Source organism: Bradyrhizobium sp. (assembly GCF_049519115.1).
Lineage (GTDB): Bacteria > Pseudomonadota > Alphaproteobacteria > Rhizobiales > Xanthobacteraceae > Bradyrhizobium.
Genome location: NZ_JBEKRB010000096.1, coordinates 1 through 13872, shown reverse-complemented (window position 1 = coordinate 13872; position 13872 = coordinate 1). Strand labels below are relative to the sequence as shown.

At 58.6% G+C, this 13872-nt stretch carries 12 protein-coding genes; all 12 read left to right on the top strand.

What is annotated here, in order from left to right:
• The first annotated feature begins 291 nt into the window (after nucleotides 1-291).
• Nucleotides 292-1278, top strand: coding sequence for an ABC transporter substrate-binding protein (locus tag ABSE61_RS34020; protein ID WP_423875568.1), 987 nt, complete (start codon nucleotides 292-294; stop codon nucleotides 1276-1278).
• A gap of 147 nt (nucleotides 1279-1425) precedes the next feature.
• Entirely contained in the window at nucleotides 1426-2130 is a 705-nt protein-coding gene (locus ABSE61_RS34015; RefSeq protein WP_423875567.1) for an ABC transporter substrate binding protein, read from the top strand.
• Nucleotides 2131-2661: 531 nt separating this feature from the next.
• Nucleotides 2662-4809 (top strand): methyl-accepting chemotaxis protein, encoded by a 2148-nt coding sequence (locus ABSE61_RS34010; RefSeq protein WP_423875566.1) that lies wholly within the window; start codon nucleotides 2662-2664, stop codon nucleotides 4807-4809.
• 210 nt (nucleotides 4810-5019) lie between these two features.
• Nucleotides 5020-6000 (top strand): ABC transporter substrate-binding protein, encoded by a 981-nt coding sequence (locus ABSE61_RS34005; protein ID WP_423875565.1) that lies wholly within the window; start codon nucleotides 5020-5022, stop codon nucleotides 5998-6000.
• A 359-nt stretch (nucleotides 6001-6359) separates the two neighbouring features.
• A complete protein-coding gene (locus ABSE61_RS34000) occupies nucleotides 6360-6872 on the top strand; it encodes an ABC transporter substrate binding protein (RefSeq protein WP_423875563.1) in 513 nt (170 codons plus the stop codon).
• Nucleotides 6865-7347: an ABC transporter substrate binding protein gene (locus tag ABSE61_RS33995; protein ID WP_423875561.1), complete on the top strand. Its 483-nt coding sequence runs from the start codon at nucleotides 6865-6867 to the stop codon at nucleotides 7345-7347. The genes ABSE61_RS34000 and ABSE61_RS33995 overlap by 8 nt, the downstream gene beginning before the upstream one ends.
• Complete coding sequence (locus ABSE61_RS33990) at nucleotides 7344-7502, top strand: hypothetical protein (RefSeq protein ID WP_423875560.1); 159 nt, start codon at nucleotides 7344-7346, stop codon at nucleotides 7500-7502. The genes ABSE61_RS33995 and ABSE61_RS33990 overlap by 4 nt, the downstream gene beginning before the upstream one ends.
• Complete coding sequence (locus ABSE61_RS33985; protein ID WP_423875559.1) at nucleotides 7471-8337, top strand: ABC transporter substrate-binding protein; 867 nt, start codon at nucleotides 7471-7473, stop codon at nucleotides 8335-8337. The genes ABSE61_RS33990 and ABSE61_RS33985 overlap by 32 nt, the downstream gene beginning before the upstream one ends.
• A 45-nt stretch (nucleotides 8338-8382) precedes the next feature.
• Nucleotides 8383-11505: a GAF domain-containing protein gene (locus ABSE61_RS33980; protein ID WP_423875558.1), complete on the top strand. Its 3123-nt coding sequence runs from the start codon at nucleotides 8383-8385 to the stop codon at nucleotides 11503-11505.
• Nucleotides 11502-11891 carry a response regulator gene (locus tag ABSE61_RS33975; protein WP_423875557.1) on the top strand — a complete coding sequence of 130 codons (390 nt, stop codon included), beginning with the start codon at nucleotides 11502-11504 and terminating at the stop codon, nucleotides 11889-11891. The genes ABSE61_RS33980 and ABSE61_RS33975 overlap by 4 nt, the downstream gene beginning before the upstream one ends.
• Complete coding sequence (locus ABSE61_RS33970; protein ID WP_423875556.1) at nucleotides 11888-13141, top strand: response regulator; 1254 nt, start codon at nucleotides 11888-11890, stop codon at nucleotides 13139-13141. The genes ABSE61_RS33975 and ABSE61_RS33970 overlap by 4 nt, the downstream gene beginning before the upstream one ends.
• Nucleotides 13142-13201: 60 nt before the next feature.
• A partial coding sequence (locus ABSE61_RS33965) for a transposase (RefSeq protein WP_423875555.1) occupies nucleotides 13202-13872 on the top strand: 671 nt, incomplete at its 3' end.

Below are 13872 nucleotides of genomic sequence, written 5' to 3'. Positions count from 1 at the left end.
TTCATCCGTGGCCAGAAAGTCGCTTCGCCGTCAGACACCCAAGGTGGGAGCCGTATGCCCGAATTGGGCCCGTACGGATCTGTGCGGGGGGCGCGAGGTAACTCGCGTCCCTACCGCGAAAGCTAGTGCGAAAGCCGGATTCGGTAGCGATTGACCCAACCCGGTCATTACGCAAAGCAGGATCTAGCGGCGTAAATTGTCCATCACAGCCTTTTCTCGTCTGCAAATTGCTGATTTGATCTCCCGCACTGCAAGCCGGAGGTGGTTGATCCTGCACCTCGGGGGCAAGGGATGAGACGACGTGAACTCGTAAGGGGAATTGCCGGATCGGCCATCTTCTGGCCGTTCAACGTGCTTGCGCAGCAAAGATCACCGGCGCGGCGCGTCGCAGTTTTGATGGGGACGGCACATTCGGCGCAGGATGAGGGGTATGTTTCCACGCTGTTTCTTCGGCTCGCTGAGTTGGGATGGAGAGTGGGAGTTAATCTGCAAGCTAATGTTCGTTATTGGAAAGACGGACCAGACCAGATGGAGCCCGTTATTGCCGAGCTGCTCGCGTCGTCGCCTGATGTTGTGGTTGTCTTCACCAATCTCGCCTTGGCCGTCGTGAGGCCGCTCGTAGGGAACACCCCGATCGTATTTGTTGGCGTAGCCGACCCGATTGGTGACGGGTTCGTTTCCAGCCTCGCTCATCCTGGTGGCACCATCACCGGCTTTACCAGCCACGACGCTTCGATGGGCGGCAAATGGCTTCAAATGCTGAAGGAGGGGTGCCCTTCTCTGGTTCGCGTTACGGCGATCCTGCATACAGAAACGCCTGTCCACCGGGCGTTTTGGCAATCTCTGGCGGATGCAGCGCCCCATTTTGGAATCGAGGCAACACCTGCTGGTGTACACGGCGCAGCCGAAATCGAGAACGCCATAGTCTCGTACGCCACGACGGACAATGCCGGAATAGTTGTCTTTCCGCATGCCGTGACGCTTGTAAATCGTGATCTCATTATCGCGCTGTCGCTACGCTATCGGTTGCCCGCTATGTACGCCGCCCTCGGAGCCGCCAAAGCAGGGGCGCTCTTTTCCTATAGTGTGGACTGGGAAGAGAGCTTCCGCAGAACCGCTGAATATGTGGATCGTGTTTTACGCGGTGAGCGGCCGGGCGATCTTCCGGTGCAGGAGCCCACAAAGTTCAGGCTTGCCGTGAACCTCAAGACCGCGAGGGCAATCGGGGTCACAGTCCCTGATCCCTTTGTGATCCGTGCCGACGAGGTAATCGAATGAAGCTGGCCACTTCCTCTGACCCCATGCAGACATTCAACTTCTAACCGTATTAGCTGATTGCAACCATTTATTGACTGCTGCCCCGCGCGGCAAATATCGTTGCTTTTTGGCTTGCCAAGGGCATCGTACGCCGCTGCCGGGGGGCTCATGAAACGACGCACATTCATCACGCTGATTGGCGGTGCCGCAGTAACGCGGCCGCTGGCGGCGAAGGCACAGCAAGTTATCCGAACGCGGCCGATGCCTGTGGTCGGTTTCATAAGTACCTATTCCCCCGTTGCGTCGACGGAGGCCGCTTTTCGGCACGGCCTGGGTGAAGCCGGCTACACCGAGGGCCAAAACGTTAAGGTCGAATTTCATTGGACGGAAGGTCGTGACGCTCTGCTTCCGGAGATGGCCGCCGAACTCGTACGGCAGCAGGTAAGCGTGATTGTAGCGGTCACCACTCCCGCAGTCCTCGCAGCCAAGGCGGCGGCCGCGACCATTCCGATCGTGTTTCAGATGGCTGGCGACCCAGTCAACTTGGGTCTCGTAGCTAGCCTAAATCGGCCGGGTGGCAACATCACCGGTGTGACCCAGTTGGCTTCCGAGTTGGTGTCGAAACGTGTGGGGCTGCTGCACGATTTGATCCCTACAGCCTCAATTATGGGCTTCCTGGTGAACCCGGGCGCATGTCCGGACACCCGGCGGTTCAACACGCTCTACGAAATCACGTATTCGATTCTCTTGGTCTTCCCCGACTCCATGTGCCTGTGCAAGCCTAACTCGATCGAACCGCCGCGGTACGGACCCGTATGCCCGGTGGTGTGGGACGGGTGGCGTCGCGAGACGCCCCCCTATCCCGATCCCTGACCCTCATCGGACTCCGAGCGACGACATTTCTGAAAGCGCGAGTACGGCCTAACCGAAGCACCTCTCCAAGCATTGGGCGCACGTCGCGTCATCGTCGCCATTAAATTTTTTGCTCATCCTACACAACATGGCGGCCTCACCGGCCAACCTATGGCATTTAGCAGCTAGGTCCATCATCTCCGCCTTGATCGCCCCAGCTCTGTCCGGTTGTCTAGCCCGGCGCTCGCACTCATCAGCCGCTTTTCTCAGCAGTGCTATGGTCTCGATCATTATTAGTTTCCCCCTAGACTTTGTCAGTCGATCCTGCGCGCGCTGGGGTTCTCAGCGCAACTCCGCGCAAATGCGGCACCGTGGGACGTAGTGAACGTTTGGTAGAGGCAACGTGCTCGACGTGCCAGCCGTAGCCGTATTTTCACGGGTTTCTAAATAAACGATATCGAAATACGAAGCAGTAACCATTACCCCGGCGGCGGCTTACTGCTTCGAGCGGTGAGGCCGAATTACAATTTTAAATGTCTGACGGAGCCGGAAATGCGCAGCAACCTCCCTGTCACGCAGGTCGAGTATCCGATCACCGACGAGACACTCATCGTTTCGCGGACAGATACGAAAGGAAGGATGACCTATTTCAACGATGAATTTGTCGACGCTTCCGGTTTCACCGAAGCGGAGTTGATGGGACAGCCGCACAACATTATCCGTCATCCGGACATGCCACCGGAGGCGTTCGATAATTTGTGGGTTACCCTGCAGGCCGGCAAGCCTTGGGCAGGCGCCGTAAAAAATCGGCGCAAGAACGGTGACTTCTACTGGGTTCTCGCAACCGCATCCCCGATCCGGGAAAATGGTCAGGTCACCGGTTATACCTCGATCAGGACCAAGTTGCCCGCCGACCAGCGTCAGGAAGCTGAGCATGTCTATGGACTGTTGCGCGAGAAGGAAGCTCACGGCTACAGGATCGACGCAGGCATCATCCGCCGCCGCTCTGCCATGGATCGCCTTTCCTTCTTCACCAGTACGCTGAAGGCGCGCTTGGTCTCGCTCGTAGCTGTGCTCGGACTCTTTATGCTGACGCTCGGAGTGGCTGGCGTGATGGCGACGCGGGACGGTAACTCGCGGATCAAGTCGATCTACGAAGAACGTACGGTTCCGCTGGCGAATCTTTCAGAAATCAGCGAGCTTATGAACAAAAATGCCATCACTCTTTATGATGCTGCCGCTGGCGGCCGTGACGGTCGGGTGCCCGCCGACGTAGCCGGAAAGATTTCGAGGAATTCCGAAGCGATCAACCGGCTTTGGGCCGAGTACGCGGCGACTTCCCTCTCGCCGGAGGAAAAGAATGCGGCCGATGCGTTTATAGCCAAGCGCAAAAGCTACCTGGAACAGGGCATCAAGCCCGGACTGGCTTTGCTCGCGGACAAAAAATATGAAGAAGCGATGGCTGTGCTTGGGAAAGCCGGCGAGCAGCTCGACCTCGCCATGGACAATATGCGAGAGCTCGTTGCCATTCAGGTGAAGGAAGCCAAGGCAAACTTTCAAGCGACCCAGACGCAATACGTGATTGTGATCGGCGTCGCCGTCGGCTTGCTGCTCGCGGGCCTTCTGCTCGGTGGACTGCTCGGCATGCAGACCATCCGGGCTATCGTCCGGCCGCTAGGTCGGCTCAACGAGGCGATGCTGAACGTCACCCAGGCAAAACTCGACACTCGCATATTCGTCGAGCGCGACGATGAGGTTGGCGTTGCGCTGCGCAACCTACAGACTGTTCAGGCGATCGTTCGCTTTGACCGTGAAGAACTGAAAGCGACCGAACGTCGGGCGGCTGTCCAGCGCAAATCCGAGATGGTCAAGCTCGCCGACGGTTTCGAAGGCGCGGTTGGCGAGATCATCGAAACCGTGTCCTCCGCCGCAACCGAACTTGAAGCCTCGGCAGAGACATTGACGTCGACTGCGCAGCGCGCGGGGGAAGTCGCGACGACGGTAGCGGCGGCCTCTGAGGAAGCCTCCACCAACGTACAGTCGGTGGCTTCGGCGACCGAGGAATTGTCGTCCTCAGTCAACGAAATCAGCCGGCAGGTCCAAGAATCTGCGAGGATAGCCAATGAAGCAGTCGACCAAGCGCGCAGGACTAACGATCGCGTCGGTGAATTATCGAAAGCGGCCGCCCGCATTGGCGACGTGGTCGCACTGATCAACACCATCGCCGGGCAGACCAATCTGCTGGCGCTTAATGCCACGATCGAAGCGGCCCGTGCTGGTGAGGCTGGTCGGGGTTTTGCCGTTGTTGCCTCGGAAGTGAAGGCGCTGGCCGAGCAGACCGCCAAAGCAACCGGCGAGATCGGCCAGCAGATCAGCGGCATCCAGGCAGCGACCCACGAGTCGGTCGGCGCGATCCAGGCGATCAGTGGTACCATCGAAAAGCTGTCAGAGATTTCCTCGACAATAGCTGCCGCTGTAGAAGAACAAGGTGCAGCGACACAGGAAATTGCTCGCAACGTTCAGCAGGCAGCACTAGGCACTCAGCAGGTCTCATCCAATATCATTGACGTTCAACAGGGTGCGAGCGAGACTGGATCCGCCTCGGCGCAGGTTCTGTCGGCGGCGCAGTCTCTGGCGACCGACAGTAATCGGCTTAAGCTGGAAGTCGGCAAGTTCTTAAACACCGTGCGGGCAGGCTAGTAGGCCGGTTCTGGCACCTTCGCGACATCCTAACCGCAGCCAACGATGTCCGATCGATTGGGTAGATCGGAAGTGATGAACAGATTCTCAAAGCGATGCTAATGACTCAACTACTACATTCTGATCAGATGAGTTCGGTTGGCTCTGTTTGTTACCGCGGCTGGACGCTGAAGGCGATTTGGTGAACTAACTTGCGCGAGAGTGGCGGCCATGAGACGGCGCGATTTCGTTACACTGTTAGGCGGCGCAATCGCGATCTTTCCGGGAGCCACACACGCACAGCAATCGGCAAAGAAATGGACGATTGGATATCTAGGGTTTGGCCCCGCCTCTAGTTGGACGAGCGAAGTCGAGGCTCTGCGCAATGGTCTGCGTGATCTCGGCTACGTCGAGGGCAAGAACATTCTCATCGAGTTCCGGTGGGCGGAGCGGGCAGACCAAACGTTTTATCTAGCAACCGAATTTGTTCGAATGAAAGTCGACGTCATCTTCGCGCCTGCCTCAACACAGGTCGAACCGGCGCGGCGTGCGAGCACTACAATTCCCATTGTCTTCGCCCAACACGCCGACCCCGTCGGCCTCGGAGATGCGGTGAGCCTTTCGCGCCCCGGCGGCAATGTAACGGGCATGTCCATGCTTCTCACCGAAATCTCAGTCAAGGAGTTGGAGATTTTTAGTGAAACGTTACCAAACGTGGCTCGGATCGGCGTTCTTTGGAATCCCACGACGCCTTCCCATCCGACTGCTGTAAAGGCGGTTGGGGCCGCAGGCCAAAAGCTCGGAATCCAGCTGGTTTTGGCTCCGGCCGGAACTATCTCCGAGATTCAGGAGGCGTTCGCGACGATGTCGCGGCAACAGGTCAATGGCGTCCTGGTCTTGTCGTCGCCACTCTACACCGCGCAGGCTGGAATTCTCGCCGAATTACAAATGCAGTACCGACTACCGGAAATATTCGCAAATAGAGCAAACGTGGATGTCGGTGGTCTCATGAGTTATGGGGCTGATTTAGATGATCTCTATCGAGGCGCTGCAGCCTACATCGACAAAATCTTTAAGGGAAATAGCCCAGCCGACCTGCCAGTCGAGCAAGCGTCCAAATACAAAATGGTCATCAATCTGAAGACCGCTAAAACACTCGGTATCACTATTCCACCCACTGTGCTCGCCCGCGCCGACGAGGTAATCGAATGATTCGTTACGGCCCGTGCGGTCGGGACATTAGCCCTGATGACGTGAGTTGCCCGAGGTGAAGCGGACGTCGCGGTTGGGCAAGCACACGCAGAGGGTTGGGCTCGGCACCCGCTCTAGCCGATTTGATGGAAGGCAGCATCGACGCAATGTTTGATCCGGTGCCCTCGTCCATATCGCATATTAAAAATCTAAAACGCGTGCGGGACATGGCCAGGCTTGCTGACACCCGACCCGGTAGCGTTTGGCCCGACGCGGACATCGACGCCCACCAAGGTTTTTTCTTATAGGACCGCCTCCATCCTCTTCCGACTGCGGAATTTGGGGCTAAACTGCGATAGCCTGATCCTCGGGGGGCGGCCATGAAGCGGCGTGAGTTCATTGCTCTCATTGCCAGCGCGACTGCGTTGCCGCTTGCGGCGCGGGCGCAGCAGGCTAGTTTCGAGAAAACGATCGGCATCTTGATGGGTGGCGCCGAGAGCGACCAAGAGGGGCAGTCCTCGGCCGCGGCGTTTCGGGAGGAGCTTCGGAAGCTCGGGTGGATGGAGGGCCGCAACAGCCAGATTAACATTCGCTGGGCGGCAGCTGATGTGGAGTTGATGAAACGATTCGCGAAGGAAATCGTCGCGCTTCAACCTGACGTCATTCTTACGAGCACTACCCCCGCTGCCGCGGCCATGCTCCAACAGACGCGTACCATCCCCGTTATTTTCGTACTGGTTGCCGATCCAGTCGGTAGCGGGTTCGTCGCGAGCCTGCCACGGCCAGGCGGCAACGCGACTGGTTTTACCCCTATCGTGAGGTCGCTGGGTGGCAAGTGGGTGGCTCCTCAAGGAGATTGCGCCGCGGATCACCCGGGTCACGTTATTGTTTAATCAGCCGACGGCGACGTTCTTAGAAGGTTATCTGGACCCATTCAAAACGGCCGCTGCTTCCCTCGGCGTGGAGGCGATTGTCGCCCCCTTTAACGACATGCCGACCCTCGAATCCATTGTTACCGCAGAGGCACGCGAGCCAAGTAGTGGCCTCGTCGTCATTCCGGACGCCTTCACTCAACAACATCGCGCGGAGATTACTGCGTTAGCTGCTCGCTTCCATGTCCCTGCTGTTTATTGGTCCTACTCATTTGCTGAAGCCGGCGGCCTGATTTCCTACGGCCCTCATCTCGTCGATGAGTACCGGCGTGCTGCCGTATACGCCGACCGCATTCTCAAGGGAACGAAACCGAGCGAACTTCCCGTCCAAGCGCCAGTCAAGTTCGAGTTGGTGCTTAACCTCAAGACCGCGAAGGAACTGGGGCTTGATGTGTCGCCGCCGCTGCTCGCTGCTGCCGACGTGGTGATCGAATGAAACGGCGGGAGTTCATCCGCTTGATTGGCAGTGTGGCTGCATGGCCGCTTGCGGCGCAGGCGCAGCAGAAGGAGCAGGTGAGACGCATCGGCGTTCTGATGGGCTGGGCGGAGAGCGACCCGTATGCGCAAGCAGCACTCACGGCCTTTTTGTAAGGGTTTGGGGGGACTTGGTTGGACGGATGACCGCAACTTGCGGATCGATTTACGCTGGGGCGCTGGTCAGGCAGAACGAATGCAGGAGTTTGCCAGGGAACTCGTCGCACTGCGGCCTGACATGATCCTCGCTAACACGACGCCAGCAACAAAAGCACTGCATAGGGAGACCCGGACGATCCCGAAGGTTTTTGTGATCGTCTCCGATCCGGTTGGCGCGGGTTTAGTCGCAAGCCTGCCGCAGCCGGGCGCCAACATCACCGGGTTCATCAACGTTGAAACCGCGATGGGGGGCAAGTGGCTGGAGTTGCTCAAGGAGATGGCACCTTCGGTCAGGCGGGCAGCCATCATGTTTAATCCCGACACCGCCCCCGGAGGCGGATCATATTTCCTTGGAGCCATCGAGGCGGCCGCTAGATCGTTCGGCGTAGAGGCGATCACAGCGGCGGTTCGCAGCGATGGGGAGATAGAAACGGTCATCAATGAACTCGGGCGCGAGCCCGGCAGCGGCCTTGTCGTCATGACCGACAGCTTCACGGTGGTCCATCGCGGCTCCATCATCTCCCTCGCCGCTCGCAACAGTGTGCCAGCAATCTATGCCGAGGCAATTTCATCAAGAGATGGAGGCCTGATGTCCTATGGGGCAAATTCACAGGACATGTTCGCTCGCGCCGCTTCCTATGCGGATCGCATCCTCCAGGGTGCGAAGCCTGCCGACTTGCCGGTACAAACACCGATCAAGTTTGAAATGGTGATCAATTTGAAGACCGCCAGGGCTCTCGGCCTTGCGGTGCCACCGACGCTGCTTGCCCGGGCTGATGAGGTGATTGAATGACCGCGGCAAGAGACACGCACCTGCATTCTTGCTAGGTTGCGCGAGATGAGCATCTCCCTCCACCCAGATGCCCCCCAAGATCGAACGCTGGCGGCGGACTCGCCCGCGGTGGAGGCGTTTTCGGAGACGAAGCCATCTGGCACGAGAATCCGCAGTCGGTTGTTCACCAAATATGTCGCTCTGTTCGTTGTAGTGGTGGGCGTCGCCCTGTTGTCCAACGGAATTTTTGAGGTCTTTTTCTATTATCGCGAACACAAGGCGGCGCTGATCCGGATTCAACACGAGCAGGCAGAGGCGGCGGCCGCGAAAATCGGCCAGTTCATCAAGGAGCTCGAAAGTCAGCTTGGCTGGACCACCCAATTGCCGTGGTCCGCGGGCTCGATCGAGCAGCGCCGCTTCGATGCGTTACGGCTGTTGCGACAGGTCCCCGCCATCACCGAACTGGCGCAAGTGGATTCGACGGGTAAGGAACGGCTGCGAGTATCGCGACTCGCCATGGATGTCGTTGATAGCGGGCTCGATCTTTCCAAGGACCCGAAATTCTCTGAGGCTGTCGCACACAAGGTCTATTACGGGCCGGTATATTTCCGTCGGGAATCCGAGCCGTACATGACGCTGTCCCTGGCAGGTACCCGCAAGGACGCTGGCGTCAGCATCGCCGAGGTTAACCTCAAGCTGATCTGGGATGTGGTGTCGCAAATCAAGGTTGGCGAGCGTGGCCATGCCTATGTCGTCGGCGCAGGGGGGCGGCTGATCGCGCACCCCGACATCAGCCTCGTTCTGCGGAATACCGATATGTCTAAACTTATACAGGTGCAGGCGGCGCTGACCGGCCACGCTGCCGGCGTCGAATCTTTAGAGGGCGCAAAAAACATCCAGGGCCAAGAGGTGTTGACGGCATCTGCGCCGATCGCGCCGCTCGGCTGGACGATGTTTGTCGAACTGCCGGTGGAGGAGGCCTATGCCTCGCTTTACGCCGCGTTGCAGCGCCTCGCCTTCGTGCTGGCCGCGGCGTTGCTCTTCGCGGTGCTTGCCGGGATATTCCTGGCCCGTCGCATGGTCGGACCCATCCAGGCGTTGCGTACCGGTGCTGAGCGCATCGGCGGCGGCGATTTCACCCAGCGCATCTCAATCAAGACCGGGGACGAGCTCGAAGGCCTAGCCAACCAGTTCAACGAGATGGGCGCAAGGCTGCAGGAATCCTATGCGGACCTGGAGAACAAGGTTGAACAGCGCACCTCCGAGTTAAGCGAATCCCTGCAGCAGCAGACCGCGACCGCTGAGGTTCTATCGTCGATCAGCGGTTCGATGACCGATACCAAACCGGTGTTTGACGCAATTGTGCGCAATCTGCTGCGACTGTTTGGTACACGCTTTGCCGTCGTGCAGACTCTGCACGATGGAATGGTCGAAATGCCCGCTGTGCAGGGCGACCCAGGTTTCGAAAGACTGATCGAACGATATCCAAGACCGCTCGCCGACGATACGGTGGGAGGCCAGGCTATGCTGCTCAAGCAAACTATCCAGTTCTTCCCCGTCCTCGGCAATCCCGCAGCACCTCCTGCAACCCAGCAGTTTGCGCGCGATTTCGGTTTCGATTCCGTGATCTTCACGCCCATGTTGCTTGGCGACAAGGTCGTTGGTGCCATCGGCGCCGCACGACACGATCCAGTCGGTTTCGATGAAAAACAAGTAGAACTTATTACCAACTTCGCCAAGCAGGCGGTAATCGCCATCGAAAATGCGCGGTTGCTCAGAGAATTGCATGCGCGAACCGACGACCTCAGCGAATCCCTGCAGCAGCAGACCGCGACAGCCGATGTGCTCAAGGTCATTAGCCGCTCGGCGTTCGACCTGAAATCCGTGCTGACGACGCTAACCGAATCGGCGAAAGGGCTGTGCGGTGCATCGCTTGGCATCATCTGCCTGCGCGACGGCGAGGTGATGCGGCTGCAGGCCGAATCCGGCTGCACGCAGGCCTTTCTCGATTTCATGCAAGCCAACCCGATCAAAGCCAGCCGCAACACGATTACTGGCCGGGTGTTCATGGACGGCAAGCCCGTCCACGTCCCGGACGTACAACTCGACCCGGAATATAATTTTGGCTCCGCTCCAACGATGGGCGATTACAGGGCGGTGTTTGCGGTGCCACTCATGCGCGACGGCGCGGTCGAAGGCGTCCTGCTGTTGGGACGGCCAGTGCCCGGACCGTTCAGCCAGCGTCAGGTCGATCTGGTGCAGACCTTTGCCGACCAGGCCGTGATCGCCATCGAGAACGTGCGTTTGTTCGAACAGGTGCAGGAACGCACGAAGGAGCTTTCGCTTTCTCTGGAAGATCTGCGTACCGCCCAGGACCGCCTCGTCCAGACCGAGAAGCTTGCCTCGCTCGGTCAGCTCACCGCTGGCATCGCGCACGAGATCAAGAACCCGCTCAACTTCGTCAACAATTTCTCGGCGCTGTCGGCCGAACTGATCGACGAGCTGAACGATGCGCTCAAACCGGCAGCGCTCGATGGCAAGGTCAGGGGAGAGATCGACGAACTGACGCAAATGCTCAAGGGCAATCTCGAGAAGGTGGTGCAGCACGGAAAGCGTGCCGATTCGATCGTCAAGAACATGCTGCTGCATTCGCGTGAAGGTTCGGGCGAGCACCGGCCCGCCGACATCAACGCGATCGTCGAGGAAAGCCTTAACTTAGCCTATCACGGCGCGCGAGCGGAGAAACCCGGCTTCAATATAACCTTGCAGCGGGACCTCGATCCCAAGGCGGGCATGATCGACCTATACCCGCAGGAGATCACGCGGGTCTTTCTCAATTTGATTTCAAACGGGTTTTACGCGGCCGCCAAGCGCAAGGAGTCGGATGAAGCGGGTTTCGAGCCAACACTAAGCGCGACCACGAAAAATTTCGGCAATTGGATCGAAATTCGCATCCGCGACAACGGTACTGGGATCCCGCAAGATGTGAAGGAGAAGATGTTCAATCCATTCTTCACCACCAAGCCGGCGGGCGAGGGGACCGGACTTGGTCTCTCAATGAGCCACGACATCGTGGTGAAACAGCATGGCGGCAAGATCAATGTCGAGACTGAGCCAGGGGTATTTACCGAATTTATTATTATGCTGCCGCGGACCGCGGCCCAAGCGAATTCTGGAGGCCGCAATTGAACGTTTACATTCTCGTTGTCGACGACGAACCCGATGTCGAAGTCTTGTTTCGTCAGCAATTCCGGCGCGATCTGCGCTCGGGCCGTTTTCTGATGGAGTTTGCGCCATCGGCTCCCGCGGCGCTGGTCCGGGCCGCCGAGATTAAGGACCCGTCGCTGATCCTGATCCTATCGGACATCAATATGCCCGGTATGAGCGGGCTCGAAATGCTGCCGAAGGTGCGCGCCGCGCGGCCGGACGTTCCCGTTATCATGATCACCGCCTATGGCGATGCGGAAACACGCCGCAAGGCGATTGAGCGTGGCGCGGTCGGCCTGCTGACGAAACCGCTCGATTTCGCGTTGCTGCGCCTGGAAATCGAAGCCCGTCTCGGACAGGCTGCATGACCGCGACTATCCTCGTTGTCGATGATGAGCCCGATCTCGAGGCTCTGGTACTGCAGAAATTCCGCAAGCAGATTCGTGACGGCGCGGTACAGTTCATGTTCGCCCATGATGGCATCGAGGCTCTGCAATCGATTGAGCAGCTTCCGCAAGTAGACATAGTCGTGTCCGATATCAACATGCCACGGATGGATGGCCTGTCGCTGCTACAGAAATTGCAGGAGGCCGAAGACAAGAAGTCCACAATCATCGTTTCTGCCTATGGCGACATGAGTAACATCCGCACCGCGATGAACCGCGGCGCGTTCGATTTTCTGACCAAGCCGATCGATTTTGGCGACCTCGAAATGACCATCGACAAGACCATTCGTCATGTGGAGGCGATGCGCGATGCCCGCCGCCGCCAGCTCGAAGCCGAGCGTGCGCATGCATCGCTGTCGCGATATTTTTCACCGCAGATCGCGTTCCGGCTTGCGGCCGTAGGCGAGAGCGAAGGCATGGAGGTGCAATGGCGCCCTATCGCGGCAATCTTCACCGACATCGCCGGTTTCACGTCGCTGGTCGAAAACGCTAAACCCGAGGTGCTGGGAGCGCTGCTCAACGAATATGTGGGGGGCATGACCGATGTCGTGTTCGCTCATGAGGGCACTGTCGCAAAGATAATCGGCGACGCCATCCAGATACTTTTCAACGCCCCGGGAGATCAACCGGATTATGCGGCACGGGCAATTGCTTGCGCGCACGACCTCGACAGTTGGGCTGAGACGTTTCGTGAGCGCTGGAACTCCAAAGGTGTGAATTTCGGCGTAACGCGAATTGGGGTCCATGCAGGGCCGGCGCTGGTGGGAAATTTTGGCGGCAGCCGGTTCTTCGATTACACTGCCTATGGAGATACTATCAATACGGCAGCCCGGCTTGAGGCGGCAAATAAGTTTCTCGGTACCCGCATTTGCGTGAGCGCTGCAGTCGCGGAAGGTGCGACGGAGTTTCGCGGCAGGCCGGTTGGCGATCTAATGCTGCGCGGCCGCAGCGAGCCGTTGCGAGCTTTTGAGCCGCTGGCGGAATCGTCATTCAACTCAGACGCGACAGCGCAATATTCGGTGGCGTTCGCCAAGCTTGAGGCCGGAGACGCCGGGGCGATGCCGGCCTTTGCTGCGCTGGTCGGGCTGCACGCCGGCGACGCCCTTGCCGGTTTCCATCTCAGACGGCTGTTGAACGGAGCTAAAGGTGCACGAGTTCAGCTGGAGCACTAACGCGGTCGAAACCCGCGGACGTTCGACCATCGGCTGTGACGAACTTTGACAAGGTGATCGATGGGCATGATATTCTCGCTTCTCGGCACCGAACGGACTAGCGGTGATGTGCAATGCGACGGCGCGAATTCATTACGATTGTTGCCGACGTCCACCTGGCTGTGGACCGAGCTTAAGCAGCTTGGCCTACCGGTGATCTGTATCGACGCGCGGCATGCCAAGGCGGTGCTCAAGATGCAGATCAACAAGAGCGACCGCAACGATGCCATCGGGATCGCTCGTATCATGCAGACGGGCTGGTTCAAGGAAGTGCATGTCAAGGATATCGACAGCCACTCGGTCAGGGCGCTACTGGCCAGCCGGGCGCTGCTGGTCAAGATCAAGCGCGATCTCGAGAACCATGTTCGTGGCCTTCTCAAGAACCTCGGTCTCGTCATCGGTCATGCCAAGTTCAACGTCTTCGCCGTGCGAGCCGAGGAGTTGATCGAGGGTCGCCCTGAGCTGATAGCTGCCATCAGACCGTTGCTGGAAGCGCGCAGTGCCGTCGAGCAGCAGGTCAGTGAGCTTGACCGCAAGGTTATGAAGCTGGTGCGCCGTGATGCCCAGGCCCGCCGGTTTATGACCGCCCCTGGGGTCGGTCCGATCACCGCGCTCGCCTTCAAGGCAACGATTGACGATCCGGCACGGTTTGCGCGATCCAGAAGCGTGGGTGCTTACGTCGGGCTAACCAG

Excerpts from the sequence above, each read along its gene's own strand:
- ABSE61_RS34020 (WP_423875568.1), top strand. The coding sequence starts at position 292 with ATGAGACGACGTGAACTCGTAAGGGGAATTGCCGGATCGGCCATCTTC.
- ABSE61_RS34015 (WP_423875567.1), top strand. The coding sequence starts at position 1,426 with ATGAAACGACGCACATTCATCACGCTGATTGGCGGTGCCGCAGTAACG.
- ABSE61_RS34010 (WP_423875566.1), top strand. The coding sequence starts at position 2,662 with ATGCGCAGCAACCTCCCTGTCACGCAGGTCGAGTATCCGATCACCGAC.
- ABSE61_RS34005 (WP_423875565.1), top strand. The coding sequence starts at position 5,020 with ATGAGACGGCGCGATTTCGTTACACTGTTAGGCGGCGCAATCGCGATC.
- ABSE61_RS34000 (WP_423875563.1), top strand. The coding sequence starts at position 6,360 with ATGAAGCGGCGTGAGTTCATTGCTCTCATTGCCAGCGCGACTGCGTTG.
- ABSE61_RS33990 (WP_423875560.1), top strand. The coding sequence starts at position 7,344 with ATGAAACGGCGGGAGTTCATCCGCTTGATTGGCAGTGTGGCTGCATGG.
- ABSE61_RS33985 (WP_423875559.1), top strand. The coding sequence starts at position 7,471 with ATGCGCAAGCAGCACTCACGGCCTTTTTGTAAGGGTTTGGGGGGACTT.
- ABSE61_RS33980 (WP_423875558.1), top strand. The coding sequence starts at position 8,383 with ATGAGCATCTCCCTCCACCCAGATGCCCCCCAAGATCGAACGCTGGCG.
- ABSE61_RS33970 (WP_423875556.1), top strand. The coding sequence starts at position 11,888 with ATGACCGCGACTATCCTCGTTGTCGATGATGAGCCCGATCTCGAGGCT.